At 71.9% G+C, this 25,057-nt stretch carries 24 protein-coding genes and 1 pseudogene; 14 read left to right on the top strand and 11 right to left on the bottom strand.

Annotated features, from left to right (window positions below; all coding sequences use genetic code 11):
• Positions 1-25 precede the first annotated feature (25 nt).
• The 3 genes from RM590_RS03160 to RM590_RS03150 form a co-directional block, all read right to left on the bottom strand.
• Entirely contained in the window at positions 26-1,792 is a 1,767-nt protein-coding gene (locus RM590_RS03160) for an ABC transporter permease subunit (RefSeq protein ID WP_311702764.1), read from the bottom strand.
• 24 nt (positions 1,793-1,816) lie between these two features.
• Entirely contained in the window at positions 1,817-3,334 is a 1,518-nt protein-coding gene (locus RM590_RS03155; protein WP_311702840.1) for an ABC transporter substrate-binding protein, read from the bottom strand.
• 262 nt (positions 3,335-3,596) lie between these two features.
• Positions 3,597-3,752, bottom strand: coding sequence for a hypothetical protein (locus tag RM590_RS03150; protein ID WP_311702843.1), 156 nt, complete (start codon positions 3,750-3,752; stop codon positions 3,597-3,599).
• A gap of 70 nt (positions 3,753-3,822) precedes the next feature.
• Between RM590_RS03150 and RM590_RS03145 the strand changes: the two genes are divergently transcribed.
• Positions 3,823-5,151: an XRE family transcriptional regulator gene (locus RM590_RS03145; protein ID WP_311702763.1), complete on the top strand. Its 1,329-nt coding sequence runs from the start codon at positions 3,823-3,825 to the stop codon at positions 5,149-5,151.
• Complete coding sequence (locus RM590_RS03140; RefSeq protein WP_311702762.1) at positions 5,148-5,972, top strand: class I SAM-dependent methyltransferase; 825 nt, start codon at positions 5,148-5,150, stop codon at positions 5,970-5,972. Before RM590_RS03145 ends, RM590_RS03140 begins: the two co-directional genes overlap by 4 nt.
• Positions 5,973-6,087: 115 nt before the next feature.
• Here the strand turns inward: RM590_RS03140 and sodN are convergent, their stop codons facing one another.
• A complete protein-coding gene (sodN, locus tag RM590_RS03135; RefSeq protein ID WP_311702761.1) occupies positions 6,088-6,483 on the bottom strand; it encodes a superoxide dismutase, Ni in 396 nt (131 codons plus the stop codon).
• A 172-nt stretch (positions 6,484-6,655) separates the two neighbouring features.
• Here sodN and sodX point away from each other — a divergent pair, with 172 nt between their 5' ends.
• Positions 6,656-7,033, top strand: a complete 378-nt coding sequence (gene sodX, locus RM590_RS03130) for a nickel-type superoxide dismutase maturation protease (protein ID WP_311702760.1) — start codon at positions 6,656-6,658, stop codon at positions 7,031-7,033.
• Here sodX and RM590_RS03125 read toward each other — a convergent pair.
• Positions 6,955-7,566: a CGNR zinc finger domain-containing protein gene (locus RM590_RS03125; protein ID WP_311702759.1), complete on the bottom strand. Its 612-nt coding sequence runs from the start codon at positions 7,564-7,566 to the stop codon at positions 6,955-6,957. The genes sodX and RM590_RS03125 overlap by 79 nt on opposite strands.
• A 99-nt stretch (positions 7,567-7,665) precedes the next feature.
• Here RM590_RS03125 and RM590_RS03120 point away from each other — a divergent pair, with 99 nt between their 5' ends.
• Complete coding sequence (locus RM590_RS03120) at positions 7,666-8,424, top strand: class I SAM-dependent methyltransferase (RefSeq protein ID WP_311702758.1); 759 nt, start codon at positions 7,666-7,668, stop codon at positions 8,422-8,424.
• Between the two features lie 94 nt (positions 8,425-8,518).
• On the opposite strand, the gene RM590_RS03115 is transcribed toward RM590_RS03120, so the two are convergent.
• A complete protein-coding gene (locus RM590_RS03115; protein ID WP_311702757.1) occupies positions 8,519-9,715 on the bottom strand; it encodes an NAD(P)-dependent malic enzyme in 1,197 nt (398 codons plus the stop codon).
• Between the two features lie 526 nt (positions 9,716-10,241).
• Here RM590_RS03115 and RM590_RS03110 point away from each other — a divergent pair.
• The 4 genes from RM590_RS03110 (at position 10,242) to RM590_RS03095 (ending at position 15,340) form a co-directional block, all read left to right on the top strand.
• Complete coding sequence (locus tag RM590_RS03110; protein ID WP_311702756.1) at positions 10,242-11,195, top strand: ABC transporter substrate-binding protein; 954 nt, start codon at positions 10,242-10,244, stop codon at positions 11,193-11,195.
• Positions 11,196-11,198: 3 nt separating this feature from the next.
• Entirely contained in the window at positions 11,199-12,152 is a 954-nt protein-coding gene (locus tag RM590_RS03105) for an amino acid ABC transporter permease (RefSeq protein WP_311702755.1), read from the top strand.
• Entirely contained in the window at positions 12,149-12,943 is a 795-nt protein-coding gene (locus RM590_RS03100) for an amino acid ABC transporter ATP-binding protein (RefSeq protein WP_311702754.1), read from the top strand. The genes RM590_RS03105 and RM590_RS03100 overlap by 4 nt, the downstream gene beginning before the upstream one ends.
• Positions 12,944-13,108: 165 nt before the next feature.
• On the top strand, positions 13,109-15,340 hold the full coding sequence (locus RM590_RS03095; RefSeq protein ID WP_311702753.1) for a protein kinase domain-containing protein: 2,232 nt from the start codon (positions 13,109-13,111) through the stop codon (positions 15,338-15,340).
• A gap of 13 nt (positions 15,341-15,353) precedes the next feature.
• Here the strand turns inward: RM590_RS03095 and RM590_RS03090 are convergent, their stop codons facing one another.
• Positions 15,354-15,779 carry a helix-turn-helix domain-containing protein gene (locus RM590_RS03090; RefSeq protein WP_394813766.1) on the bottom strand — a complete coding sequence of 142 codons (426 nt, stop codon included), beginning with the start codon at positions 15,777-15,779 and terminating at the stop codon, positions 15,354-15,356.
• Between the two features lie 46 nt (positions 15,780-15,825).
• On the opposite strand from RM590_RS03090, the gene RM590_RS03085 reads away from it, so the two are divergent.
• The 4 genes from RM590_RS03085 to RM590_RS03070 all read left to right on the top strand — a co-directional run bounded on the left by RM590_RS03085 (position 15,826) and on the right by RM590_RS03070 (position 19,370).
• Complete coding sequence (locus RM590_RS03085; protein WP_311702752.1) at positions 15,826-16,599, top strand: MFS transporter; 774 nt, start codon at positions 15,826-15,828, stop codon at positions 16,597-16,599.
• A 262-nt stretch (positions 16,600-16,861) separates the two neighbouring features.
• A complete protein-coding gene (locus RM590_RS03080; protein WP_311702751.1) occupies positions 16,862-17,338 on the top strand; it encodes a peroxiredoxin in 477 nt (158 codons plus the stop codon).
• Between the two features lie 161 nt (positions 17,339-17,499).
• Positions 17,500-18,351: an arylamine N-acetyltransferase family protein gene (locus RM590_RS03075; RefSeq protein WP_311702750.1), complete on the top strand. Its 852-nt coding sequence runs from the start codon at positions 17,500-17,502 to the stop codon at positions 18,349-18,351.
• 62 nt (positions 18,352-18,413) lie between these two features.
• On the top strand, positions 18,414-19,370 hold the full coding sequence (locus RM590_RS03070; RefSeq protein ID WP_311702749.1) for a S66 peptidase family protein: 957 nt from the start codon (positions 18,414-18,416) through the stop codon (positions 19,368-19,370).
• Here RM590_RS03070 and RM590_RS03065 read toward each other — a convergent pair.
• Entirely contained in the window at positions 19,352-20,803 is a 1,452-nt protein-coding gene (locus RM590_RS03065; protein ID WP_311702748.1) for an amidase, read from the bottom strand. The two genes, RM590_RS03070 and RM590_RS03065, sit on opposite strands and share 19 nt — an antisense overlap.
• A 101-nt stretch (positions 20,804-20,904) precedes the next feature.
• Between RM590_RS03065 and RM590_RS03060 the strand changes: the two genes are divergently transcribed.
• Positions 20,905-21,498 (top strand): TetR/AcrR family transcriptional regulator, encoded by a 594-nt coding sequence (locus RM590_RS03060; protein ID WP_311702747.1) that lies wholly within the window; start codon positions 20,905-20,907, stop codon positions 21,496-21,498.
• Positions 21,499-21,939: 441 nt separating this feature from the next.
• Here RM590_RS03060 and RM590_RS03055 read toward each other — a convergent pair.
• Together RM590_RS03055 and RM590_RS03050 are read right to left on the bottom strand one after the other, a co-directional pair.
• A pseudogene (locus RM590_RS03055) lies at positions 21,940-22,314 on the bottom strand (nitroreductase family protein); the annotation flags it as partial.
• 133 nt (positions 22,315-22,447) lie between these two features.
• On the bottom strand, positions 22,448-23,038 hold the full coding sequence (locus RM590_RS03050; protein WP_311702746.1) for a TetR/AcrR family transcriptional regulator: 591 nt from the start codon (positions 23,036-23,038) through the stop codon (positions 22,448-22,450).
• A 49-nt stretch (positions 23,039-23,087) separates the two neighbouring features.
• On the opposite strand from RM590_RS03050, the gene RM590_RS03045 reads away from it, so the two are divergent.
• Positions 23,088-23,639, top strand: a complete 552-nt coding sequence (locus tag RM590_RS03045; RefSeq protein WP_311702745.1) for a GNAT family N-acetyltransferase — start codon at positions 23,088-23,090, stop codon at positions 23,637-23,639.
• A 106-nt stretch (positions 23,640-23,745) separates the two neighbouring features.
• Here the strand turns inward: RM590_RS03045 and RM590_RS03040 are convergent, their stop codons facing one another.
• On the bottom strand, positions 23,746-24,951 hold the full coding sequence (locus RM590_RS03040; RefSeq protein WP_311702744.1) for a M20 metallopeptidase family protein: 1,206 nt from the start codon (positions 24,949-24,951) through the stop codon (positions 23,746-23,748).
• Positions 24,952-25,057: the final 106 nt, after the last annotated feature.

Here is a 25,057-nt window from a genome sequence, read left to right as displayed (position 1 = left end):
ACTTCACGGGCGAACCGATCGGCGGCTACCGCCCGGCGAGGCGCATCCGCCCGTCCGCTCTCACGACGGTGGTCGCGAGCACGGCGAGTACCGTGAGCGCGGCGGCCGGGCCGAGTACCGTCCAGGGCGCGATCTCGGCGTACGCCTGGTTCTCGGACAGCAGCCGTCCCCACTCGGGCGCGGGCGGCTGCTGTCCAAGTCCCAGAAAGCCGAGGGAGGCCAGCACGAGGACGGCCGTGGGGAAACGCAGCAGGGCGTTGCGGAGCAGGGCCGGCACGAGGGCGGGCAGCAGATGACGGCGCAGCAGATGGCGCCGGCCGGCGCCCATCGAGACCGCCGCGGCGATGTGCCCGCTCGCCCGCTCCTGTTCGAGAAGGGCCGAGGTCTGGGCGGCGTACGGACTCCAGCCGACCAGGCACACCGCCAGCACCGCGCCGCCGGTGGAGGGGCCGGTGACGCCGGTGACCAACAGCCCGGCCAGCACGGCGGGCAGCGTCGCCGCCACATCCGTCAGGCCGGCGCCCGCCCGCGGCAGCAGGCCGAGCGCCACGCCGGTGAGCACGCTGACCGCCGTCACCACCAGCGCCGCGACGGCGGTGCGCAGCGCCCCATGGCCGAGCCGGGCCACCATGTCGCGACCCAGTGAGTCTGTCCCCAGCGGATGAGCGAAGGACGGTGGCAGGAGGCGGGCCGTGGTGTCGACGTTCAGGGGGTCGCGCAGCATCCCGGCGACGACGAGCACGACCAGTGCGACGGCGCAGACCCCGGCGACGTACCGCAGCGACCTCCGGCGGGGGAGGGCGGGGCGTCCCAGGGCGGGCAGGCCGCCGTCGCGGAGCGCCGGGCCGAGCAGGGCCAGCCGCAGGGCCCGCACCAGGAGGCCGGCGGCCGTGCCGATGAGGATGATGGCCAGGGTGCCGGTCTGGAGGAGGGGCAGGTCCTGGGAGACCGCGGCGTCCAGCACGAGCCGGCCGAGTCCCGGGATGTTGAAGATCTTCTCGACGGCGACGGCGCCGCCGAGCAGCCCGACGACCGTGGGGACGAACTGCGGCAGGACACCGGGCAGGGCGCGGTGCAGCGCGTGCCGGGCCGTGTGGCCCGGCGGGAAGCCGGCCGCGTGCCAGGTCCGTGCCCACGCCTCGCTGAACGCGGCGGGCAGCGACTGGTCGAGCAGCCCGCCGATCATCGCTCCGGACGGCAGCCCCAGGGCGAGCGAGGGCAGCACCATCGACGCCGGCCCGTCCCAGCCGCTGGACGGGAACCAGCCCAGCCAGACCCCGCAGGCGGTCGCCAGTACCGAGGCGAGGAGGAACTTCGGCAGCGACGCGAGGACGGCGGCGCCGGTTCCCGCCCGGTCGTGCCGCAGCCGGCGCCGGGAGCCGAGGAGGACGGTGCGGAAGCAGACGAGTCCGGCGACGGCGAGGGTGACGAGGAGAGTGCCCGACAGCAGGGTGAGCGAGACGCCGAGGGCGGCGGTGACCTGTGGCAGGACGGGCTCACCCGATACCCACGAGTTGCCCGCGTCACCGCGCGGGAGCCCGCCGAGCCAGCCCGTGAGAAGGACGAGGGGCCCGTCGGCCAGGCCCAGTTGTTCCCGCACGGCGGCCAGCGCGTCCGGTGTCGGGTCCTGCTCACCGGAGCGTGCCCGCAGCACGGTGAGCGCCGCATCGCTGCCGGACAGCCAGGGCAGCAGCGCGACCGTCGTGAGCACTACGGTTCCGGCGAGCACCCGGCCGGCCCCGGCCCGCCACGCGGCGCGTTGGCGGGCAAGACCGTCGAGGGCAGCAGTCACCGGCTGTTCCTCCTGCCCGTGCGGCTACGCACGGCGCGTGTCGAGACCGATCAGGGAGCGCTCGCGCGGGTCGAGGAGCACCCCTTCCACGCCGTCCGCGATCCCCTGCACCACCTGCTGGTGGACCAGCGGGACGACGGCGTCGGTGCGCAGGATCTCTGCCTCGGCCCGCATGATCTGCTGCCGTCGCCGCTCGGGGTCGCTCTCCGTGGCAGCGGCCCTGATGGCCTCGTCGACGTCCGGGTCCGCGAGCCCGGCGATGTTGTAGACGCCGTCGCTGGTGTAGTCACTGGCGAGGTACGCCACCGCGTCACCGGTGTCGAGCAGCGTCACCCGGGAGAAGACCAGCGCGTCGTACTCGCCGGCGAGGAGGTCGGCCTCCATCTGCGAGTACTCGCGGACGTCCTGCCGCACGGTGAACCCGGCCTGCTCCAGCTGCTGCTGGAGCACGGTGGCGGCCTCCGGGAGTTCGGCGCGGTTGGTGTAGGTGGCGAGCCGCACCGTCCTGTCCTCGGTCCTGGCCCTCACTTCGGCGGTGCTGAGCGCCTCGGCGCGGTCGGTTGACCCGACGCGGTGGTCGGCGGCCCACGGGACCGCCGGGCCGAACAGGCCCTGCGCGGAGTCGGCGTACCCGCCGAAGACGGAGTCGACGAGGGCGGAGCCGTCCACGGCCTCGCGGGCGGAGGCGCGCAGCGCCGCGTCGGTGAAGACGCCGCTGCCGGTGTTGAGGATCAGGCTGTCGGTGCGCACGGACGGCACCTCGTGCCGCGTGCTCTCGTCCAGCAGCGCCGCCTGGGCGGTGGGTATCCACTCGGCGATGTCCACGTCGCCGCCGCGGAGCGCGTTCGCGCGGGCGGTGCCGTCCGGGATCCAGGTGGCGTCGATGCCGGAGGCCCTCGCCGGGCCGCCCCAGTAGTCGTCGAAGCGGTCGACGGTTACCGAGGTCCGGCCGTTCAGCTCGGTGATCTCGAAGGCTCCGGTCGCGGTGCCGACGGGGGAGACGGTGCCGTCCTCCCGGTACGCGTTGGCGGAGAAGATGCCGAGCGCCGGGCTGGCGAGGCGCAGCGGCAGCACCGGATCGGGCGACCCGGTGGTGAGGGTGACCGTGTCGACGTCGACGGCCGTCGCGGTCAGCGTCACATCGCTCAGCACGCGAGGCTTTGGCTCGGCGTCGTTCGCCCGTGTCAGGGCGTTGACCACGGACTCGGCGGTGACCTCGGTGCCGTCCTGGAAGGACGCCTCGCGCAGCTCGAAGGTCCAGGTGGTGTCGCTCTCCCGGGTCCAGGACTCGGCGAGCGAGGGTTCTGCGGTGCCGTCCTCGCCGAGCACGGTGAGGCCTTCGGCGACGGCGAGCTTGTCCAGGACGGTGGCGTCGTTGCTGTACGGCGAGAGCGCCTGCACCGGCGGTATGGCGAGGGCCACCCGCAGGCGCGCGTCGGCGTCAGCGGCGTCGGAGGCGGAGCTGTCGCCGGAGACGAAGCAGCTGGCCAGCAGGGGCGAGATGACGAGGGTGGCGATGAGGCCGCGGAAGCTGGGGCGCATGATGAGGTTCCTGTCGTACATGCCACGGGCCTGTCTGATCGGCCCAGGAGCGACCTCAGGATATTAGGCAAGCCTTACCTCGCCGACCTCGGGGGGTGCGTGGTACCGCTGACGTCAGCCGCCCGCCGAGTGGCAGCGCTACCGGTGACACCGCACCAGACCGCGTCGAGGACGTGCCCGGGCCCCGCGCACTCCACCTCATCCTAGTCACGACCCCCTGGGGAACGCGGGCGCGGGTGCGAGAACGAGTCGCCCGTGCTGGTCAGATGATGCCGAGGAACACTCCCGAGCCCAGGACCACCAGAGAGGTGGCCGTGGCCCACTTCACGGCGTAGCGGGTGTGGTCGCCGAACTCGACCTTGGCCATGCCGACTAGGGCCTGTATCGAGTTCCCGCCCGGGCCCGCGACGCCAGTCACGGCACCTCGCCGCTCCCCCAGACTCCGTCTGGGAGGTGCCCCCAGCCGAATCGCGCGAATACGGCCGAGTATGAGCTGCGATCCGGTGCCTTGCGATGCACCGCGTCTGACGCCGCGGGCTGATCCGACCGGGAACTCGATACAGGCCCTAGAGGGGCGTGCCGCCAAGACCGGTAAAGAGATTGGGCGTTACGAGCGCGAGGTGCGCATCCCGGTTCCGTACACCCGCAAGTACCTGGCTCAGGCTTTCGGCATCGAAGTCGCGGTGCTCGACCGGGCTGTGGCCCTCAGCAAGAGCCTTCGGGGAGAGGAGGGCAGCTCCTCCGGGTTCTCGCAAGAGTGGACAGCGCGGCCTGCCGTGCCTCCACGCTCCGGCGCGGGTGCTGTGTCGGCGGACGCGGTGATGTCGGACGACTTCGCCCGGTTCGTCGCGCTGCGCAACGCCGATCAGTTCGTCGTTGAGCAGTTGGAGGCGGATGTCGCCCGGCTCGCCCGCGCCTACGTCAGTCATCCGTTGCTGGAGCTGTACGTGGAGATCAAGCGGTTGCGGGACGGGGCGTTCGAGCTACTGCGCGGGCGCCAGCATCCTCGGCAGACCACTGACTTGTATGTCGCCGCCTCCCGGTTGTGCGGGCTGTCCGCGCACGTCTGCTTGGACCTGGGGGACTACAACTCCGCGGCCACCCACGCCCGCACCGCCCGTGCGTGTGCCGAGGCGGCCGGGCACGAGGGAATGCTCGCCTGGGTGCGGGCCGTGGAGTCTCTGATCGCCTACTGGACCGGGCGGTACGAGGCCGCGGGGCGGCTCGCGCGGGCCGGACGGCAGCACCGGGCGGGCGGCACCATTACCGCCCGGCTGGCGAGCCTGGAAGCGCGTGCGCTGGCCATGGCCGGAAACCGACCAGGCGCGGTGGCTGCCCTGGCGGACGCCGCACGCTCCCGCGAGGCAGTGCCCGGCCATGACGAGGCACCAGGCGTCTTCGCCTTCCCGACTGCCAAGCAGTTCGCGTACGCCGGGACGACCCACCTGACCTTGGGCGGCCGGGAGCACGTCCAGCAGGCAATCGCCAGCGCGGACACCGCGATCCAGCTCTACCGCGGCGCCGAGGACGACGATCAGTCGGTTGGCGACCTGTTCGCCGCGCACGTCGACCTTGCCCGTGGCCATCTGCGTCTCGGCGACCTGGACGGCACCGAGGCGATGCTCGGTTTCGTCCTTGACTCCCCGCCCGAGCGCATGTCGGCCAGTATCGTGCGAAGGATCACTGCTCTGGGCCGGGAACTGGGCGGGCCGCAGTACGGTGGAGCGGCGCGAGCGGCACGCCTGCGCGAACGACTCCAGCACACGGCCGTCCTTGCGGCCTTACCCGCCGCCCACTCTCCGGAGCCGCCGACGTGACCGATCTGTCCGCCGCACATGCCGCCGCCGTCACCGACCGGAACCGCCTTGTCGGGAGCGCCTACAACGGCGACCGGGACTTGGCCGCCCGTCAGTCGCTCTACCGGTGGCAGACGCCCCGTTACGACCTGCCCGGGATCGTTGCCGGGCAACTGAGGGAGGTGCGCGGGCGCGGGTGGGTCGTCGATGTTGGCTGCGGCAACGGCAAGTTCCTCCGGCAGCTCCGCCGGAACCGGCCCGATCTGACGGTGCTGGGGCTGGATATCGCCCCTGGCATCCTCGCCGGTGTCCCCGGGCCGCTGGCCGTTGCGGATGCCGACCGCCTGCCACTGGCGACGGCGAGTGCTGACGCGGCCTTGGCGCTGCACATGCTCTACCACGTCCCAGACATCGCCCGGGCAGTCGGGGAGTTGTCCCGAGTGGTGACTCGTGACGGGCTGGTGGTCGCCTCCACCAACAGCGATAGCGACAAGGCCGAACTCGACGACCTGTGGCAGCGAGCCGCCGGCGATGTCCTCGGCATCGAACGCGGCCCGGCGCGGATCTCGCTCAGCGCCCGCTTCTCGCTGGAGAAGGCGCCGGTCTTCCTGGAGGAGGTGTTCGGCCGGGTGGAGACGATCGAGCTGCCCGGCACCATCACGGTCCGCGACCCGGAGCCGGTCATCGCTCATATGTCCTCCTACCGGGCGTGGGCCGACCAGCACGACGTGCCCTTCGATGCGACCATCGAGCGTGCCCGCGCGATCCTCATCGACCACATCGCTCGGAACGGCGCCTTCGAGGTCAACTGCCTGGGCGGCATCCTGGTCTGCCGACGTTGAGTGGCCGCGAGGCCCGGCCCGGAGGACCGATGTCGGCGGAAAACGACCGCACCCGGTCCGTAACTGACACCGTGTTCGGTGGTCGCGGACCGGGTGCGGACAGATGGCGCTGTGATCAGGCCTTCTTCGTCTCCTTGAAGATGGCGTCGATCTGGGCGATGTAGTCCAGCGCCTTCTGGCCCGTCGCCGGGTCGGTGGAGCCCTTGGCGGCGCTCAGGGCCTTCAGGGTGTCGTTCACGAGCTGGTGCAGCTCGGGGTACTTCTCGAAGTGCGGGGGCTTGAAGTAGTCGCTCCACAGCACCGACACGTGGTGCTTGGCAAGCTCGGCCCGCTCCTCCTTGATCGTCGTGGCCCGGGCGCGGAAGTGCGGGTCCTCGTTGGCCTGGTACTTCTCCTGGATGGCCTTGACGGACTCGGCCTCGATCCGGGCCTGGGCCGGGTCGTAGACGCCGCAGGGGAGGTCGCAGTGCGCGCTGACCATGACCTTCGGGGCAAACAGGCGGGAGAGCATGAAGCTGTCCTTCCTCGTGATCGTCTTCTCACGGGCGACATTACTCCGTGCAGGGCGGGTTTTCTCGGCCGACCCGGGGGGCGGGGGGCGGCTTAGGTCGAAAGTCCGGTGCTTGACTGGGCCCGATGGCGGACGATGGCCGGCAAGGGCGGCCGAGGAGACGGGTGGTGCGATGAGGCTGGGACTTGCCGAGGTGTACAACCCGTCGATGCTGCCCACGTTGCGGCCGGGCGACCAGTTGCTGCTGAGCTATGGGTCGCGGGTGCGGCCGGGTGACGTGGTGGTGATGCGGCATCCGTTCCAGCACGATCTGCTGATCGTCAAACGCGCGGTCGAGCGGCGCGGCGGCGGGTGGTGGGTCGTCGGGGACAACCCCGAGGTCACCAACGACAGCCGGGAGTTCGGCGTGGTGCCCGACGGGCTCGTGGTGGCGCGCGCGGTGCTGCGCCTGCGGTCGCCGCGCCGGGGGCCTCAGGGGGTGGCGGTCGGGTCGCTCGTGTCCGCCGTCCGGCCGCTCAGGGTGCGTTCACGGCGCTTGCGGGCGCGGTAGGCGGCCACGTTGGCGCGGGTGGCGCAGCGGTCGGAGCAGTAGCGTTTGGACCGGTTGGTCGATGTGTCGATATAGGCGTTCCGGCAGGGGGCGGCGCCGCAGATGCCGAGGCGGTCCACGCCCAGGTCGGTGAGCTGGAACGCCAGCCCCATGCAGGCGATGGCGGCGTAGCCGGCGGTCGCGCTGGACGGGTGTTCGGCCAGGTGCAGGTGCCAGCGCGGGCGGCCCGCCTCGTCCAGGTAGTCGTGGCCGGAAATCTGCGGGCTGGCCGGGTACTCCAGCAGCAGCGCGTTCAGCAGGTCCACCGCCCGCACCTCGTCGCCCTCGGCGGCGGCCGTGAAGACGGCCCGCAGTCGCGTCCGCACCCCGCGCAGGCGGGTCACATCGCCCTCGCCGGCCCGGCGGGCGGCGTGCTGCGCCTCGCCGAAGAGGGCGCGAACGGCGTCCACCGAGGTCAGGGTGTCCGTCCCGCGCTCTGGCTCCTCCGTGTTGATCAGTCGCACGGCGAAGTCGGAGTAATAGGTCAGTTCCAATTGTGTTCCTTACGGGGGCAGGGTATGGTCAACAGCGTACTAGTAAGGGGCGGGGATCGAGAACGGCTATTACCGTTCAAGCCGTGCCGAGGAGGGTGCATGACTGACTGGCAGGCGTGGCAGGACAGTTGGGACCGGCAGCAGGAGTGGTATCTGCCGGACCGCGAGGAGCGGTTCCGGGTGATGCTGGACGTGGTCGAGGCCGTGGTGGGGGACAAGCCGCGCGTGCTGGACCTGGCCTGCGGGACGGGCAGCATCAGCGCCCGCGTGCTGCGGCGCTTTCCCGGGGCGGCCAGCACCGGCGTCGATCTCGATCCGGCGCTGCTGACCATCGCGCGCGGCTCTTTCGCCAACGAGGAACGGGTCTCGTTCGTCACGGCCGATCTGACCGACCCCGACTGGCCGGCCGCGCTGCCGCACGACTCCTACGACGCCGTCCTCACAGCCACCGCGCTGCACTGGCTGCGCGGGGAGCCGCTGCGCGCGCTCTACGGGCAACTGGCCGGGCTGGTGCGGCCGGGCGGGGTGTTCCTCAACGCCGACCACATGCCCGACGAGTCGACGCCCCTGCTCAACGCGGCCGAACGCGCGTACACCGAGGCCCGCCGCGCCCGGGAGAAGGCCGCCGGGATCCAGGACTGGGCGGACTGGTGGCGGGCGGTGGCCGAGGCGCCGGAGCTGGCCGAGCGGGCGGTCGAGCGGTTCGCCATCTACGGCAACCCGGCGGACGGCGACCACAGCGACGGCGAGGTCCACCCCGTCGCCTGGCACACCGACGCGCTGCGGACGGCGGGCTTCCGCGAGGCGCGCACCGCGTGGAGATCCCTGACCGACGCCCTCGTTGTCGCCCTGCGGTGAGGGCCCGAACGGCGCCTTGAAGTGGGGCGTTCAAGCGGCGCGTCGACGCACGGGCCGGGGGCCCGGCCGCACGAGGCGACCGGGCCCCCGCCGCTCACGCCCGCGCCACGCCCTCGCTGCGCGCCGCCTCGGCGACCGCGGCCGCCACCGTCGGGGCGACCCGCTCGTCGAACGGGGACGGGATCACGCGCGACGGCGACAGCTCGTCGGCGACGACCGCCGCCAGCGCCTCCGCCGCCGCCAGTTTCATGCCCTCGGTGATGCGGGTGGCCCGCACACCCAGGGCGCCGGCGAAGATCCCCGGGAACGCCAGCACGTTGTTGATCTGGTTCGGATAGTCGCTGCGCCCGGTCGCCACGACCGACGCGTACTTGGCGGCCACCACCGGGTGGATCTCCGGGTCCGGGTTGGCCATGGCGAAGATGAACGCGCCGGGCGCCATCTTGGCGACCGCCTCCTCCGGCACCGTGCCGCCGCTGACGCCCACGAACACGTCCGCGCCGTCCAGCGCCGCCGCCAGTGGGCCGGACAGGCCCCCGCGATTGGTGAGGGCGGCCAGCTCGCGCTTGACGTCCGTCAGGTCGTCGCGGTCGCCCGAGACGATGCCCTTGCGATCGCAGACCACCACGTCGCCGACGCCCGCGCCCAGCAGGATCTTGGCGATGGCGACCCCGGCCGCCCCGGCGCCGGAGATCACCACGCGCAGCTCGGCCAGCGGCCGGCCGGACAGCAGCGCGGCGTTGCGCAGCGCGGCCAGCGTGACGACGGCGGTGCCGTGCTGGTCGTCGTGGAAGACGGGGATGTCCAGGCGCTCCTGGAGCCTGCGTTCGATCTCGAAGCAGCGCGGCGCCGAGATGTCCTCCAGATTCACCCCGCCGAAGGACGGCGCGAGCCGGGCGACGGTCTCCACGATCTCGTCGGGATCCCGGCAGTCGAGCGCGATGGGGACGGCGTCCACGCCGCCGAACTGCTTGAACAGGATCGCCTTGCCCTCCATCACGGGCAGCGACGCCTCCGGGCCGATGTCCCCGAGACCGAGAACGGCGCTGCCGTCCGTGACGACGGCCACGACCGAGGACTTCCAGGTGTACTCGTGCACCAGCTCCGGCTGCTCGGCGATCGCGCCGCACACTCTTGCGACCCCGGGCGTGTAGGCGAGGGACAGGTCGTCCGCGTCGCGCACGGGCACCGTGGCGGTGACGGCCATCTTCCCGCCCCGGTGCAGCGCGAACGCGGGATCGAGCCCCGCATCCGCCAGCTCATTTGTCGGATTGACGATCTCCGATGCCACTGGTTGAACCCCTTATTCGCATCACAGGTTGAGGGTGGCCGCTCCCTGATCGGGAACGGGCGGGCACCACGTCCGCGAGGGTGAGCAGCGGACGCCGGACGCGTCGCACACGCGCCCAGGTCCCCGGGTGAGGGGTGTTAACGCTTCGTTCTACCTGATCTGGCGCTCCACATACGAGCGCGTTCGGTAACCGGATCATGAACGCCCGCTCTCCGGGCACGGAAAGCGTGCGCCTCGCCGCTAAAGAGGAGCTACTCCCGGCGCTTACGCGGCACGAATCGTGACGCATCTCTCAGCGGCCCCCCGGCGGGGCTTCACCATGCCTCAAGGGCGCTGCCGGAGGGGCAGTTGTTCACTCCCGGTGACCGGTACCCGGTGTCCGTTATCCGATCTTGACGTCGGGCGGCGCCGGAGAACCTGTTCCGGATGGCAGGATGCCCTCCATCGAAAAACGCACACAGTCGTGACACCCGAAGAAGCGTGCTCGACCCCCTCGGACCTTCCGCCACCCCAGGAGGATCACGCCATGACCGCCAGCACCACCCGCCGTCCCCGCCTCGCCGCGGTCGGGGCGTTCGTCGCCGCCGGTGCGCTGCTGCTGAGCGCGTGCGGTGATCAGACCGATGACGAGGGCGGGGACACCGGAGGGAACGGCTCCTCCGCCGAGGAGTCGCCGGCCGGCGAGGGCACGGGCGCCGCGGCCGAGCTGCTGCCGGCGGACATCCGCGAGGCCGGCGAGATCAAGGTCGGCTCGGACATCGCCTACGCCCCGATCGAGTTCTACGACGAGAACGACGAGATCACGGGCATCGACCCGGCTATCGCCACCGCGCTGGGCGAGGTCCTGGGCGTTGAGTTCACGTTCGAGAACGGCACCTTCAACGGGCTGGTCCTGGGCATGAACAACGGCCGTCACGACATCGTCATGTCGGCCATGACGGACACCAAGGAGCGCCAGGAGGGCGCGAGCGAGGACGCCGAGGGCGGCGCCGACTTCGTGAACTACTTCCAGGCCGGTTCCGCCATCCTCGTCCCGGCGGGCAACCCCGAGGGCATCGAGACGCTGGACGACCTGTGCGGGCTGGCCGTGGCCGCCCAGCAGGGCACGGCCAACGAGGCGCTGATCCAGGAGCAGCAGAGCGCCTGCGACGAGCCGATCGAGGACGTGATCAACCCGGTGGACTCCGACTCGATCACCGCCCTCCAGAGCGGCCGGGCGGACGCCGTGATCACCGACTACCCGGTGGCCCTCTACAACGAGCTGACCGCCGGCGGCGGCGACGCGTTCGAGGTCGTGGGCGAGCAGATCGACGCCGCGCCCTACGGCATCGCGGTGCCCAAGGACAACCCGGAGCTGCGGGACGCCATCCAGGCCGCGCTCCAGGAGATCATCGACAACGGCACCTACGCCGAGATCCTGGCCGAGTGGAACGCCGAGGCCGGGGCGATCGAAGAAGCGACCATCAACGCCGGCGAGTGACCGGTGGCCGACTTCGACAAGCCCTCCGGTAACGGCACGCCCGCCGAGGCCCCGGACGCGACTCCGCCCGAGGCCATCGTCGCCATCCCGGTGCGCCACTACGGCCGCTGGATCAGCGCCGCCGTGGTGCTCGTGCTGCTCGCCCTGCTGGTGCGGGCGTTCGCGGGCGCCGATGTGAGCTGGGACGTCGTGGGGGACCACCTCACCTACGACACGATCGTCGACGGCGCCCGCAACACCCTGTGGATCACCGTGCTGTCCATGGTGATCGGCGTGGTGCTCGGCATCGCGCTGGCGGTGATGCGGCTGTCGGGGAACCCGGTGCTCGCCAGCGTGGCCTGGGGCTACATCTGGTTCTTCCGGGGCACGCCGGTGCTGGTGCAGCTCGTGCTGTGGTTCAACCTGTCGATCGTCTTCGACACGCTCAACTTCGGCTTCTACAAGGACGAGACGAACGACATCATCACGCCGTTCGTGGCCGCGCTGCTGGGCCTGGGTCTGAACGAGGCCGCCTACATGGCGGAGATCGCGCGGGCCGGAATCCTGTCCGTGGACCAGGGCCAGACCGAGGCGGCGCACGCCCTGGGCATGAACAACGGCAAGACGATGCGCCGGATCGTGCTGCCCCAGGCGATGCGGGTGGTCATCCCGCCGACCGGCAACGAGTTCATCAACATGCTGAAGACGTCCTCGCTGGTCTCGGTGGTCCAGTACGACGACCTCTTCCGGGCCCAGGACGTGGTCGCCGGGCGGAACCTGGCCATCATGGAGATGCTGCTCGTGGCGACCGTGTGGTACCTGGCGCTCACCACGATCTTCAACATCGGCCAGTTCTACCTTGAACGGCACTATTCCAAGGGGTCCGGGCGCAGCCAGCCGCCCACGCCGCTGCAACGGCTGCGGGCACAGTTGACGCGCTTCCGCACCCCGAGCCGGGTGGGAGGGACGACGGTATGAGCGACGTCGGTACGAACGGCGCGGGCACCGGTCACCCCATGGTGAAGGCCGAGCGGGTCCACAAGTCGTTCGGCGCGGTTCAGGTGCTGCGCGGCATCGACCTGGAGGTCAAGTCCGGCGAGGTGTTCTGCGTCGTCGGTCCCTCCGGGTCCGGCAAGTCGACTTTCCTGCGCTGCATCAACCACCTGGAGAAGATCAACGCGGGCCGGCTGTGGGTGGACGGCCATCTCGTCGGCTATCGCCAGAAGGGCGACCGGCTCTACGAGATGAAGGAGCGCGAAGTCGCCGCCCAGCGCCGGGACATCGGCATGGTCTTCCAGCGATTCAACCTCTTCCCGCACATGACCGCCGCCGAGAACGTCATGGAGGCGCCGGTTCAGGTCAAGGGCATGCGGAAGGCCGAGGCGAGGGAGCGGGCCGAGGCGCTGCTGGCCCGGGTGGGGCTCGCCGACCGGATGGAGAACTATCCGTCGCAGCTCTCCGGCGGGCAGCAGCAGCGCGTGGCGATCGCCCGCGCCCTGGCCATGGACCCCAAGCTGATGCTCTTCGACGAGCCGACCTCCGCGCTGGACCCGGAGCTGGTCGGCGAGGTGCTGGACGTGATGCGGGGGCTCGCCGAGGACGGGATGACGATGATCGTCGTCACGCACGAGATGGGCTTCGCCCGGGAGGTCGGCGACTCGCTGGTCTTCATGGACGAGGGCGTGGTCGTGGAGTCCGGCCGGCCCCGCGACGTGCTGTCCGACCCGCGTCATGAGCGCACCCGGGCGTTCCTCTCCAAGGTGCTGTAAGAGGGCCGTTCACGTCCCTGCGGCGGCGGTCGGCTCCCGGCCGCGGCGGTCAGGACCATCAGAACGCGCGGGTCACGCCGACCCGCGCGCATCGCGCCCACCCCTCGGCGGCTAGCATGCGCCCTGCCCGCTGTGAAGATGCGCGACGCGCCGAGGATGTGGTCCGTGAACAACCGCCTACTCGCTGACCGTTACCGGCTGTTGAGGCCGCTCGGACACGGCGGCATGGGGGAGGTGTGGGAGGCCCACGACGAGAGCCTGAAGCGCCCGGTCGCCGTCAAGGTGATCTCCGTCCTGGCCGGCGGCGGCAGCCGCGGCGACGAGGACCGGGCCAGGTTCATCCGGGAGGCGCGGATCACCGCGGCCCTCCAGCACCCCAACATCGTGACCGTCCACGACCTCGGCGAGGCGGCCACCGACGAGGGCACCACGCCGTTCCTCGTGATGGAACTGCTGCGCGGCCAGGGGCTCGACGCCCTCATCCGCCGCGGCCCCCTCCACGAGGCGGACGTTGCCGCGTGGGGCGTGCAGATATGCGACGCGCTCGGCGAGGCGCACGCCGGGGGCATCCTGCACCGCGACATCAAGCCCGCCAACGTCCTCATCACCGCCTCGGGAACGGTGAAGGTCCTCGACTTCGGCATCGCCCGCGCCGCCGACCCCTCCACGGCGGGCGGCAGGCTGACCCACACCGGGTTCGTGGTGGGCACGCCCCCGTACATGGCGCCCGAGCAGGCGCGCGGGCGCCCGGAGCCGCGCAGCGACCTGTACGCGCTCGGCTGTGTGCTCTACGAAATGCTCACCGGACGGCTGCCGTTCAACGCCCCGGACGCGATGGGCTATCTCACGGCGCATCTGTCCGACGAGCCCCCGGCGCCGAGCACCCTCGCGCCCGGCGTCTCCGCCCTCTGGGACGACATCATCCGCACGCTGCTGGCCAAGCGCCCCGAGGAACGGTACGGCTCCGCGGCGGCGCTCGCCGCGACGCTGCGGCACATGAACAACGCGCTTCCGGCTACCGCGCCCCATTACGCGCCCACCGTCCGGGCGCCGGGGCCACCGCCCCCGAACGGATCGCCGTCCGGGCCACCCTCCCCGAGGCGAGGGCCGTCGCGGCGCGGTCTGCTGCTGGGCGGCGGGTTGCTCGCGGGTGCCGCGCTCCTCGGCGGCACCGGGGTCGTGCTGGCCACCCGCGAGCCGTCCCTGGGCCCGGTCGTCTGGTCCCGCGGCCTCGGCGACACCGGCCCGCTGGATGTGAGCCGGACCCCGGCCGCCCGGAACTCCGGCCGCTGCTTCGCGGCCGGCGACGCGCCCCGCCTGTACGCCCTCGACGAGGCCAGTGGCGAGCGCCTGTGGGACGTCTCCTTCGACAGCGACTGGGCGAGGAGCACGATCGGGCACCCGCAGATCGAGGCCACGCCGGACACCGTCTTCGTCATGACGGCCCTGAGCGATTCGTCGGGCCACCGCGTGCACGCCCTGGACGCCGCCAGTGGCGAGCGCCTGTGGGACCGCGCCGTCACCAGCGAGACGCTCTGCCTGCACCGGCCCAGCGGCCTGGTGATCGTCGGCGGCGGCGCGGACATGGCCGGGGTCGACCCGCGCACCGGCGAGAACCGGTGGACCGCCGACGAGGACGCCACCGGGGTGGGCAGCGTCGACACCGTCGGCGACCTGCTGATCCTCCATGGGGGAGTGGTGCTGGCCGGCGCGACCGGCGAGCGGACCTGGCCGTCGGACAACTTCCCCTGGTACACCCGGAGTTCGCCGCGCGGGCTCGGCCGGGGGACCGGCGTTCTCGGCTATGAGCAGGGGGCGGAGGGCGGCACCGACCTGGTCTTCCGCGAGCCCCGGCGCGGCGACGTGGTGTGGTCGATACCGTTCCAGGAGGGCTTCGAGGAGGACGCGTACCGCGAGGAGTTCCAGGAGCTGCCCGAGCTGCTGGCGTCGGGCACCACCGTGTTCGTGCCCGTGGCCGGCGGTGACCGCCCGGAGCCGGTCGCCCTCGACGGCCTGACGGGCGAGGTGAAGTGGGCCTATGACGGCCCCAGCCGCCCCGGCGTGCACGGGCGGGGCCGGGGGGTGGCCGGCGGGTTCCTCCTGCCCACCGAGGACGGGGTGGTGTGCCTGAGCGCCGAGGACGGCAGTGAACGCTGGCGCGACGCGAACGGGCGGACCGAGGCGGTGGGGGCGAACGGCGCGTACGCCGCGCTCTACCGGAGGACCTCGCAGCTCCTCCAGAACGACTGGACCAGGGTGACGATCGTCGAGGTGGAGACCGGAAACCCGGTCTGGGAGGGCGAGTTCGACGCCACCGACGTCAGCCGCCCCGTGTCGGGCGATGGCATGGTGCTCCTGCTCGGCGGCGACGGCACGCTGGCCGCCGCGCGCGTCTAGGCAACGTGCGTGTCTAAGCCGCCGCGGCCCCACGGTAGGCGGCCGGGGTGACGCCATAGGCGCGGACGAACCAGCGGTGCAGATGGCTCTGGTCGGCGAACCCGGTCGCCGCCGCCGTATCGGCCGGATTCAAGCCCCGGGCCAGCAGGCGGCGGGCGGCGCGCAGCCGCAACTGGCGCTGGTAGTCGCTCGGCGACATGCCGTAGGCCGCGCGGAAGGCGCGGTACAGCGCGAACCGGCTGCAACCGGCCGCGTCGGCCAGCCGTTCCGCGCTGATCGTCTCCTGGTAGGCGCCGGCCAGCAGGTCGCGGGCCCGGCGCGCGGCCGGGGTGCCCGCGTCGCGGCCGGTCCGGGCCGGGCGGGTGGCGGCGCCGCGCACCAGGGTGATGACGGCGGCGGTCAGCCGCTCGTCGGTGACCAGCGGATCGGCCCCGTTCACCAGGGCCTCGTGCAGGCGCCGCAGGGCCGTGCGGGCGGGCGCGTGCGTGAGGACCGGCCGGTCGAACAGCGGCGGCGCCGACGGGTTGACAATGGCCGCGCTGGTCGCCTCGGCCGTCGCCCTGGCCGCCTTCGTCGCCGTCGAACGCGGCCCGCGCAGGCGGCCGTTGCTCGACCTGTCGTTGCTGCGCCGCCCGTCGTTCGCCGCCCTGATGGTGGCCGGACTGGTGCTCACCGCCGCGGCGTTCGCGCACTACGGCTACACGATGCTGTGGCTCCAGGGCCCGTTGGGGCTGAGCCCGGTCCGCGCCGGGCTGGCGGTGCTGCCGATGGCGGCGACGGCGTTCGTCGTCGCGGGCGCCAGCGGGCGGCTGCTCGCCCGGGTGTCGCCGCGCGTCTCCATCGCGGCCGGGATGCTGCTGATCGGGGTCGGCCTGCTGCTCCAGACGGCGATCGCGCCCGGCTCGGAGTGGCCGGTGCTGGCGCCCGGCCTGACGGTGACGGGCGTCGGCGTGGGGCTGGCCATCCCCGTCCTGGTCTCCGCGGTCCTCGCGGCCGTCCCGCCGGAACGGGCCGGAATGGCGAGCGGCGCGGTCAACACCTGCCGCCAACTGGGCTTCGCGCTGGGCGTCGCGGTGCTCGGTACGATCTTCACCTCGGCCGGGGACGGCCGCTCCCCGGCCGGCTTCCCGGACGGCCTGGACGCGGTCTACCTGACGGCCGGCCTGGCGGCCGTGGCCACCGCCGCCCTGGTCGCGCTCCTGGTCCGCGATCCGTCACGGCCGGCGGTCCCGGAACGGGAGAGGGCTGCCGTCCGCTGAGGAGCAGGCGAGTCCGGCTGAGGGCGCGGTCGACGGCACCCGACATGACCGTCCAGCGGGTGTCGTGGCGCGGGCGGGCACCAACGGGTCGGTTCCGCGGGTCTTCGAGCGGTTGCGGGGAACCTGACCGCGCCCGTTCGGCCCGGAATCCGTCGAGCAGTAGGTGCCGGGATCACCTACCTTGTCGGTACACCCGATCTCTCACCCCACCCGCAGCCGCACCACTCTCCTCTCCGCGGCGGAAGAACAGAGGCAGACAGACATGGCAAGAGGCATACAAGTAGGCGATAAAGCACCGGACTTCACCCTGCCGTCGCAATCCGGTGCACCGGTCCGGCTGTACCACCGGCTCGGCGAAAGAGTGGTCGTCCTGTACTTCTATCCCAAGGACGAAACCCGCGGCTGTACAGCCCAGGCGTGCGCCTTCCGGGACAGCCACGAGGTCTTCACCGACGCCGGGGCCGAGGTCATCGGCGTCAGTTCCGACTCGGTGGGCAAGCACGCCGCCTTCGCCGCTCGGCACAACCTGCCCTTCACGCTGCTGAGCGATGAGAAGGGGCGGGTGCGCAAGGAGTACGGCGTTCCTGCCGTGCTGGGCATCGTCCCGGGCCGGGTCACCTACGTCATCGACCGTCAGGGTACGGTCCGGCATGTCTTCAACTCGCTGACCAACACGGGCCAGCACGTCAACGAGGCGCTCGACGTGGTCCGCGGCATCCAGACCGAGGACCCGGCCTGATGTCGCCGCGTCCGGCCGATCAGTGACTATGCCATTCACGAGTACGACGTGCTCTTCGCGAACATCGCGGCTCCCGGGACCACGTGTGACGTAGTACCCAGGGGCGTGGGACGGGCGGTACCGGCGCTAGGCTGCTCATCGTTTGAACGGTGAGGTGAAGCATGATCGACGTCGACGGGTATCTGGCCGTGCTGGGGGTGGCCCGGCCGGCGGCGCCGAGCGCCGAGGTGCTGTGGGCCCTGCACCGGGCGCAGGTGGAGCGGGTCGCCTACGAGACCCTCGACAACCAACTGGGACGGCCGACGGGCATCGACGCCGCCGAATCCGTGGCCCGGATCCTGCGCGGGCGCGGCGGCTACTGCTTCCAGCTCAACGGGGCCTTCGCCGCGCTGCTGACGGCGCTCGGTTACGACGTGACCCTGCACCGGGCCGGGGTGCAGGACGAGGTCGAGGACCCCGAGGGCCCGGGCGGGGACCATCTCGCGCTCACCGTGGGGCTCGACGGCGAGCGGTGGCTGGTCGACACCGGGCTCGCCGGCGGAATGTACGAGCCGCTGCCGCTGCGTGAAGGCACCTATACCCAGGGGCCGTTCACCTACGCGATGGCCCCGTCGGTGGTGGTGCCCGGCGGCTGGCGGTTCGCCCATGACCCCCGGGGGGCCTTCACGGCGATGGTCTTCGCGCCGGAGCCCGTGGAGCTGTCCTCCTTCGCCGCCGAGCACCACCGGCTGTCCACTTCCCCCGAGTCCGGATTCGTCCGGGTCCTCCAGGCCCAGCTCCGCGACGCCAAGGGCGTGGACATGCTGCGCGGCCGCATGCTGCGCCGGATCGACGCCGGAGGCACGGACGAGCGGACCATCGACTCGGCCGACGACTGGTACGACGTACTGGCCGACGTGTTCCACCTGGACCTGACCGACGTCGACGCCCCCGCGCGGGCGGCGCTGTGGCACCGCGTTCGCATCGCGCACCAGGAGTGGGAGGCCGCGGGGCAGCGTGCGACAGCGCTCTGACGGGACGGCCGGCTCGCTGCCGGGGCTTGGCCTCGGCTGGACGTGTGCAGCAAGATCGCGGCATGGACTCCTTCGACAGTCTCCAGAGCGTGCGGTCGCCGCGGTTGCGGCCCGGGGACCGGGTGCGGATCGTCTCTCCGGCCAGTCCACCCGGCCGCGAGGGAGTCGCCCGTGGCGTTGAGCTACTGACCTCATGGGGGCTGCGGGTCGAGTTGGGTGAGCACGTCTTTGACCAATGGGGGTATATGGCCGGCCGGGATGAGAATCGCGTCTCCGACCTGAACTCCGCGTTCCGCGACCCGGGAGTCCGTGCGGTGATTGCCACACGGGGCGGCAAGGGCGCCTACCGCATCGTCGACGACCTGGACACCGACGCGCTGCGGCGCGACCCGAAACCGGTGGTCGGCTTCAGCGACATCACCCACCTCCACCTTGCCCTGTGGGCGCGATGCGGTCTGGCCTCGCTGCATGGTCCGTTCGCCAACTGGGGCGACGCATGGTGTGGGCCGGCGTCGGCCGACGCGCTTCGCTGCGCGCTGATGACCACCGACCCCGTCGTCATCCACCGGGACACCGGCCAAGTCAGTGCGGCGGTCACCGTCGAGGGCGCCGCGACCGGTGTCCTGGTCGGCGGCAACCTTGACGCGATCCGCACCGAGGCCGGCGCCGGTCTGCCGAGCCTCAAGGGGGCGATCCTCTTTCTCGAACACCAGCGCGGCACAGGGCTGGGGGAGGTCGACCGCGCGCTGACCCAGTTGACCCGTACCGGGGCTCTGGACGGGTTGCACGGTGTCGCGCTGGGCCAGTTCATCGGGTTCGAGCGGGATGCCGATGACCCGTCCCTGGGGGGATGGGGCATCGCCGATGTCCTGCGCGACCGGCTGGCTCGCCTGGGCGTGCCTGTCCTCGGCGGGCTCCCCGCCGGACACGGCCCGCACCCTCCGACCATCCCGCTCGGCACTCGGGCCACCATCGACACCGCCGCCGGAACGCTGACGGTTCAGTCGGCCGTCGTCTGACCGTCGACTGTCCGCCCCGGGTCACGCGGGTCGACCGGTGTGAGAACGCCGAGCCGGTCCTCGATCGCCTGGGCCGCGTCCAGGCACAGGTCCTCCCGGAACGCGCGCCCGACGATCTGCACCCCGGTGGGGAGCCCGTCGACCACGCCGGTCGGTACGGCCACGCCGGGCACGCCCACGAAGCTGGTCACGGTGCACAGGCGCATTCCCGACCCGACCCGGTCCCGGCCCGCCCTGTCGCGCGACTCCAGCCCCGGCTCGACCGGTGGTTCGGTGAACGACGGGCCGAGCAACAGCGGGTACGCGTCGAGGAATTCGGCCCACGAGCGGCGAATGGCCAGCCAGGTGCCCATCAGCTTCATGAGCTCGTCCGCGCTCGCGGGCGGGGTCCGCTCCATCGCCATCTCGATGTAGCGGTCCCCGCCTTCGCCGAGCAGTTGGCGCACCACCGGCCAGTTCGGGGCGAACTCGGTCACGGTGATCCGGCCGTATGCCTCGAGTGCCTCGGCCATCCGCGGCACGTCCCCCACCTCGCGCACGTCGTATCCGGCGTCGGTGAGCGCGTCGGCCGCGGTCTCGATCGCTCCGCGAACCGCGGGGTGGACGCCGCGCCCGCCGGGGTCCGCGACGACCGCGACCTTCACCGGCCCGGGGAGCGCTTCGCCGTACGCGGGCACCGGTACGGCCCGCGGGTCTCGCGGATCGGCCCCGGCCAGCACCTCGTAAGCCAGCCGCAGATCGCCCACGCTCCGGGCCAGCGGGCCGTCGGTGACCAGCATCTGGGACGCCGGGCCCGGGTCGTCCGGGCCGAGAACGCGGTGGTCCGCCGGAAACCGGCCGGTGGACGGCTTCAGCCCGGCCACGCCGCAGAACTGGGCCGGAACGCGCACCGAGCCCCCGGAGTCGTTGCCGAGCCCGAGCGCCGCCATGCCCGTGGCCACGGCCACCGCGTCGCCCCCGCTGGTGCCGCCCGGGGTCCGGCTGCCGTCCCACGGATTGACCGTGTCGCCGAACAGTTCGCTGCGCGTGTGCATCCCCGCCAGGATCAGGGTGGGAATGTTGCTGTGCCCGATGGGGATGGCCCCGGCCGCGCGCAGCCGCGCCACCGGGGGCGCGTCGGCCGGTGCCACCAGATCGCGGAAGCGCGCCGTGCCGAACGTGGTCGGCACGCCTTCGACGGCGGTGCTCTCCTTCACGGTGAACGGCACGCCCGCGAGCGGCCCCAGCGCTTCACCGGCGGCCCGCCGACGGTCCGTCGCTCTCGCGGCCTCGCGTGCCCGCTCCGCCAGGAGCTGCGTGACCGCGTTCACCTGGGGGTTTACCTCGGCGATGCGATCGAGGTGACTGTCGACCAGTTCGACGGCCGAGACGTGCGCGCCGCGCACGGCCTCCGCCTGGGCGGCGGCCGACATCTTCCACAGGGCGTCCCGCATGGCCTTTCGTTCCTCCCTCTCCGTACCAATGCACCTGCATCGGAACGGCAACCGTACCCTGGAACCGATACGAGCGCATCGGAGCAGGGAGGCCACCGGGTATGCCCAGGCACGTGGATCACGTGAGCCGACGCCGCCTCATCGCCGAGGCCGTCTGCCAACTCGCCGACGAACACGGCCTTGAGGGCGTGACCCTCCGCGACGTCGCCGCCCGCGCGCAGGTGTCCATGGGCGCCGTTCAGCGGTGCTTCCGCACCAAGGAGGAGATGCTCGTATTCGCTCTCGGGCACATCGGCGAGCGGATCAGCGAGCGGGTGCAGGCCCGCCTCGTCAGGAGCCCGGCCCAGTCGGCCGGCACCGCCCTGGGCCACGCGGCCACCGAGATCTCACTGCTCGGGGAAGAGCACCGCGCCGAGGCGAGGGTCTGGCTCGCCTTTGTCGCGCAGGCGGCCGTCAGCGAGGCGCTCGCCAGGACGCTGAAGGCGAACTACGCGGCCCTTCAGGAGGCGTTCACCCGCCTCATCTCGGAAGCCGACGAGGGCACCGAACGCGCCGTGCCCCTCGATCCACAACGCGAGGCCCGCACCCTCCTCGCCCTCGCGGACGGCCTCACCACGCACGTCCTCATCGGCCACCTCACCCCGCACGAGGCGCACGACGTCCTCCACGCGCACCTGGCGGGCCTCTGGGGGTAATCGGTCCGGCCTCCGCTGTGCGCGTTCGCTCTCCGCCACGGCGGCTGCGTTTTGGCGTCTCCCCGCACAGTTGGGCTGGTGTCGCCGTCGGTGTGCGGCCGTGCCCGCGATGAGCGACGAGGAGATCGAGAGGCAGCTCGCGGCCCGGTGCCTGCGGCCGGACCTGATCAGCCGGGAGAACGTGCCCCACCTCACTTCATCATCGAGGAGTCCATGCCGCATGACCTCTGGGCGGCAAGCCGGTGCTCCGGGAGCAAGTGCGGCATCTGCTGGACCGCACCCGGACCGGCCGTGCGGAACGCCGCCCAGGCGGCCGTTGAGCACTCGGCACGTTCTGTCCGATGAGGTGCGCGCAGGCCGCGAGCTGCTGACCGCACCGCCGGCCATCGGCCCGCGAGACACTGCCCAACTCTGCCGCGCCCCGGACCGGTTCCCCGCCTTGCCGGGGACCCCCGAGTTCAAGGCGGCGATCTTTGTGGGTCTGTCGAGGTCGTCGCGCTCGATTCCCAGCGCTTCGTACCGCTGGGCGGCCGCGGCGGAAAAACGGTCGAGATACGGCGAGGTCAGTTCGGCCGGGTACATCGGGTACTCCCGCTCATCGCCCGGGTCTCGCGCCAGTGCCCTGGCCGTCGCGCGCCTCTTCAGTTCGGCCAATGGCTCGCCGCTCAGCACATACACATGCCACGGCTGGAGGTTCCCGCTCGACGGGGCCCGCGTCGCCGCCTCCAGCACTCGTTCGAGTACCTCTTTGGGCACCGGCTCATCGCTGAACGCCCGCACGGCCCGGCGACTGTCCACGGCTTCATATACATCCACGTCTTCTCGTCCTCTCGCCCAACGACCGCCGTTGCCGCCCGCGTCATGCCCCGCGACGAGCAGACGGTAGCCGGGGTCGACGGATTCCCGGTCAGCAGGTGGGCGCGGTGTGCGCGCCCAGCTCGTCGTTGTCTCAACGCGGGTGGGTCAGTCTGGCCAAGTAGTCGTCCAGAAGCTCGACTTGACGCTGTGGCGGGAACGTCGCCGGGTCGAACAGGGCCTGGACGACGAGGCCGAGAACGAAGGACTGAGCGCCGGCCGCGATGTGTGCGGGGTCGCCGGGGGGCAGTTCGCCGAGCTTCTGGGCTGCGGCCACCCGCTCGCTCAGCCTGTCGCGGCTTTGGGCGTACTTGCGGGCGTAGTCGGTGCTCAGGTCGGGGTCGGAAAGTGCGGCGTCCCAGGAGGAGACCCAGATTCGGTTGCTGTCGGTGGCCTCGGGGGTCAGCGGCAGGATGTCCAGCAGTGCGTCCCTGAGGGCGGTCAGACCTTTGCCCGCGTGGCGGCGGGGGCGGGAGATGGTGCGCTGTTCGAGTAGGTCAAGGGCGTACTCCACCAAGGCGCGTTTGGTGGGGAAGTAGTGCGTGAGCAGTCCGGTGGTCGCGCCGAGTTCGGCGGCGACGGCCCGCAGGGTCAGGCCGGCGAAGCCGCGTGTGGCCATGACCTGCCAGACCGCTTGGGAGACGTCGCGTCGGCGGGCCTCGTGATCTCCCTTGGTGCGTGCCATGCTGCCACGCTACATTGCCACAACGCTTGTTATGTGAATGGAGGCTTTCATGTTCTCGCTGTCGCTGCGCCACGGTGCTCGCCTCGGTCCGCTGGAGGTCTGGCACGCCGAGGAGTTCGCCGGCCATCTGGACCGGGCTCGCGAGCACATTCGTCCGTGGGTCGGGCCCACGTTCGTCACCGACGATGTGGAGGGGGCGCGGGCCACACTCAAGCGGTATGCCGAACGCCAGGCCGGCGACGGTGCTCGCCTGTATGGGATCTGGCGCGACGGGGTGTTGGCCGGCGGCGTGATGTTCACCGATTTCAACGCCGCTGTCGGCTCGTGTGAGATCGGTTGCTGGCTCGAGCCGTCCGCTGAGGGCCACGGTCTGGTCACGCGGGCGTGTGGCGCGCTGGTGGACTGGGCGTTCACGTCCCGGGGGCTGCACCGGGCCGAGTGGCACTGCCGCGCCGACAACGACCGCAGTTCGGCGGTGGCCAAGCGGCTTGGCATGACGCTGGAGGGCGTGCGACGCGAGGCATGGCCGTACGAGGGTGTGCGCTACGACAAGCAGCTCTGGGCGGTCCTCGCCCCCGAATGGCGAGCCCCGGGGCGGTGACCGGCGACGGCTCCCCCCGGACGAACCGCTCACCTGACGGCACATCAGGTGAGCGCGCTCAGAAGCATCCCGCTGATCGGCGCGACAGCGATCTGAGACTGGAGTTCTAGCCGCGGCGAGCGCGTTCGGCGAGCCAGCCTGCCATCGCGCGGACCCCGTGGCCGATGGCGCGTTCGTCCGGATCGAAGTCGCCGAAGTGCGGATAGCTGGTCGTGATGCCGGCACCGGGCGCGCGGACGCCGAGGAAGGTGTAGGTGCCGGGGACGCGGTCGAGGAAGAGCGCGAAGTCCTCGCCGCTGAACGGGATCGCGGCGTGCAGCACGGTGACGGCGTCCGGGCCGAGGTGGCGGCGCAGGTACCGGCCCGCGGCGTGCCCCAGATCGGCGGGGCCGACCATGGCGGGAAACGGTTCGTCGGGGAAGCTCACCTGGGCGCCGTCGTACCGCTGTGCGATGCCGCGGATCGTCTCGCGGACCTCCATGTACCGCTCCTCCGGCCAGCAGCGGTAGGACAGCGACACCACGCCCTTCTCGCTCGCCGATGCCTGGACGAACAGGAAACGGGCCAGCGGTCCGTCCGGCGTCTGGAAGTCGGCGACGAGCTGTTCCACGTCGGCGGCGGTCTTGGGGGTGGTGACCGTGGCGAGTGCGTTGATCTCGGCGGCCAGTTGCCGGGCGCGCTCGGCGGCGCCGGGCCCGGAGAGCGTGACGGAGCCGCGGTCCTGGCCGGGCATTCCGGTTCCGGGCGTGATGCCGAACTGGCCGACGGGGAACGGGCCGCAGTGCAGGGTGTGGATCTCCTCGGGGCCGGCGGGGCCGCCCTCCAGCACACCGGCGTCGAGCATGTCGCGGGCTCCCGTCAGGGACTCCTCGGCCGGCTGGAAGATGAACATCACGGTGCCGCTGAGCCGGTGCCGCAGCCGCGCCAGGACCTGGGCGACGCCGACGCCGACCGTGGTGTTCACGTCGTGGCCGCAGAGGTGGGCCGGCTCGGTGCCGCCGCCGGAGATCTGGCCCTTGGGCGGCACCGCGTCCATGTCGGCCCGGTACGCGACCGCGCGGCCCGGGCGGTGGCTGCCGCCCCGCAAGACGCCCACGACACCGCGCCCGCCGACGCCGGTGGTTACGGCGAGACCGGCGGCGCGGAGCCGGTCCGCGACTATGGCGGCGGTGCGGCGTTCCTCGCCGGGCCCCTCGGGGTGGTGGTGGATGTCCCGGCGCAACGCGATGAGCTCGTCGTCCAGCCGCGCCGCCACGCTGTCGATCGATCTGTGGTCCGTGCCGTGCGCGCGGGCCCCGGTTGTGTGAGACATGAGTCGTCCTCTGTTTGTGGTGTGACTTTCGATGGAGGACGACGCCGAGAGGGCAGCGCGCGCCTGACAGCGAATCGGAAGAAGAGCACCGAGCGCACCGCGTGGC

It is taken from the genome of Streptomyces litchfieldiae (genome assembly GCF_031845365.1).
Classification (GTDB): Bacteria; Actinomycetota; Actinomycetes; order Streptomycetales; family Streptomycetaceae; genus Streptomyces; species Streptomyces litchfieldiae.
This window is presented reverse-complemented; position numbering and strand designations above follow the sequence as displayed.

What these genes read in the sequence shown, in the direction of transcription:
- RM590_RS03065 (WP_311702748.1), bottom strand. Translation starts at nt 20,803, where the DNA reads ATGCGGGACGCCCTGTGGAAGATGTCGGCCGCCGCCCAGGCGGAGGCC.
- RM590_RS03045 (WP_311702745.1), top strand. Translation starts at nt 23,088, where the DNA reads ATGTTCTCGCTGTCGCTGCGCCACGGTGCTCGCCTCGGTCCGCTGGAG.
- RM590_RS03060 (WP_311702747.1), top strand. Translation starts at nt 20,905, where the DNA reads ATGCCCAGGCACGTGGATCACGTGAGCCGACGCCGCCTCATCGCCGAG.
- RM590_RS03110 (WP_311702756.1), top strand. Translation starts at nt 10,242, where the DNA reads ATGACCGCCAGCACCACCCGCCGTCCCCGCCTCGCCGCGGTCGGGGCG.
- RM590_RS03100 (WP_311702754.1), top strand. Translation starts at nt 12,149, where the DNA reads ATGAGCGACGTCGGTACGAACGGCGCGGGCACCGGTCACCCCATGGTG.
- RM590_RS03070 (WP_311702749.1), top strand. Translation starts at nt 18,414, where the DNA reads ATGGACTCCTTCGACAGTCTCCAGAGCGTGCGGTCGCCGCGGTTGCGG.
- sodN (WP_311702761.1), bottom strand. Translation starts at nt 6,483, where the DNA reads ATGCTCTCCCGCCTGTTTGCCCCGAAGGTCATGGTCAGCGCGCACTGC.
- RM590_RS03080 (WP_311702751.1), top strand. Translation starts at nt 16,862, where the DNA reads ATGGCAAGAGGCATACAAGTAGGCGATAAAGCACCGGACTTCACCCTG.
- RM590_RS03145 (WP_311702763.1), top strand. Translation starts at nt 3,823, where the DNA reads ATGAGCTGCGATCCGGTGCCTTGCGATGCACCGCGTCTGACGCCGCGG.
- RM590_RS03120 (WP_311702758.1), top strand. Translation starts at nt 7,666, where the DNA reads ATGACTGACTGGCAGGCGTGGCAGGACAGTTGGGACCGGCAGCAGGAG.
- RM590_RS03155 (WP_311702840.1), bottom strand. Translation starts at nt 3,334, where the DNA reads ATGCGCCCCAGCTTCCGCGGCCTCATCGCCACCCTCGTCATCTCGCCC.
- sodX (WP_311702760.1), top strand. Translation starts at nt 6,656, where the DNA reads ATGAGGCTGGGACTTGCCGAGGTGTACAACCCGTCGATGCTGCCCACG.
- RM590_RS03050 (WP_311702746.1), bottom strand. Translation starts at nt 23,038, where the DNA reads ATGGCACGCACCAAGGGAGATCACGAGGCCCGCCGACGCGACGTCTCC.
- RM590_RS03040 (WP_311702744.1), bottom strand. Translation starts at nt 24,951, where the DNA reads ATGTCTCACACAACCGGGGCCCGCGCGCACGGCACGGACCACAGATCG.
- RM590_RS03075 (WP_311702750.1), top strand. Translation starts at nt 17,500, where the DNA reads ATGATCGACGTCGACGGGTATCTGGCCGTGCTGGGGGTGGCCCGGCCG.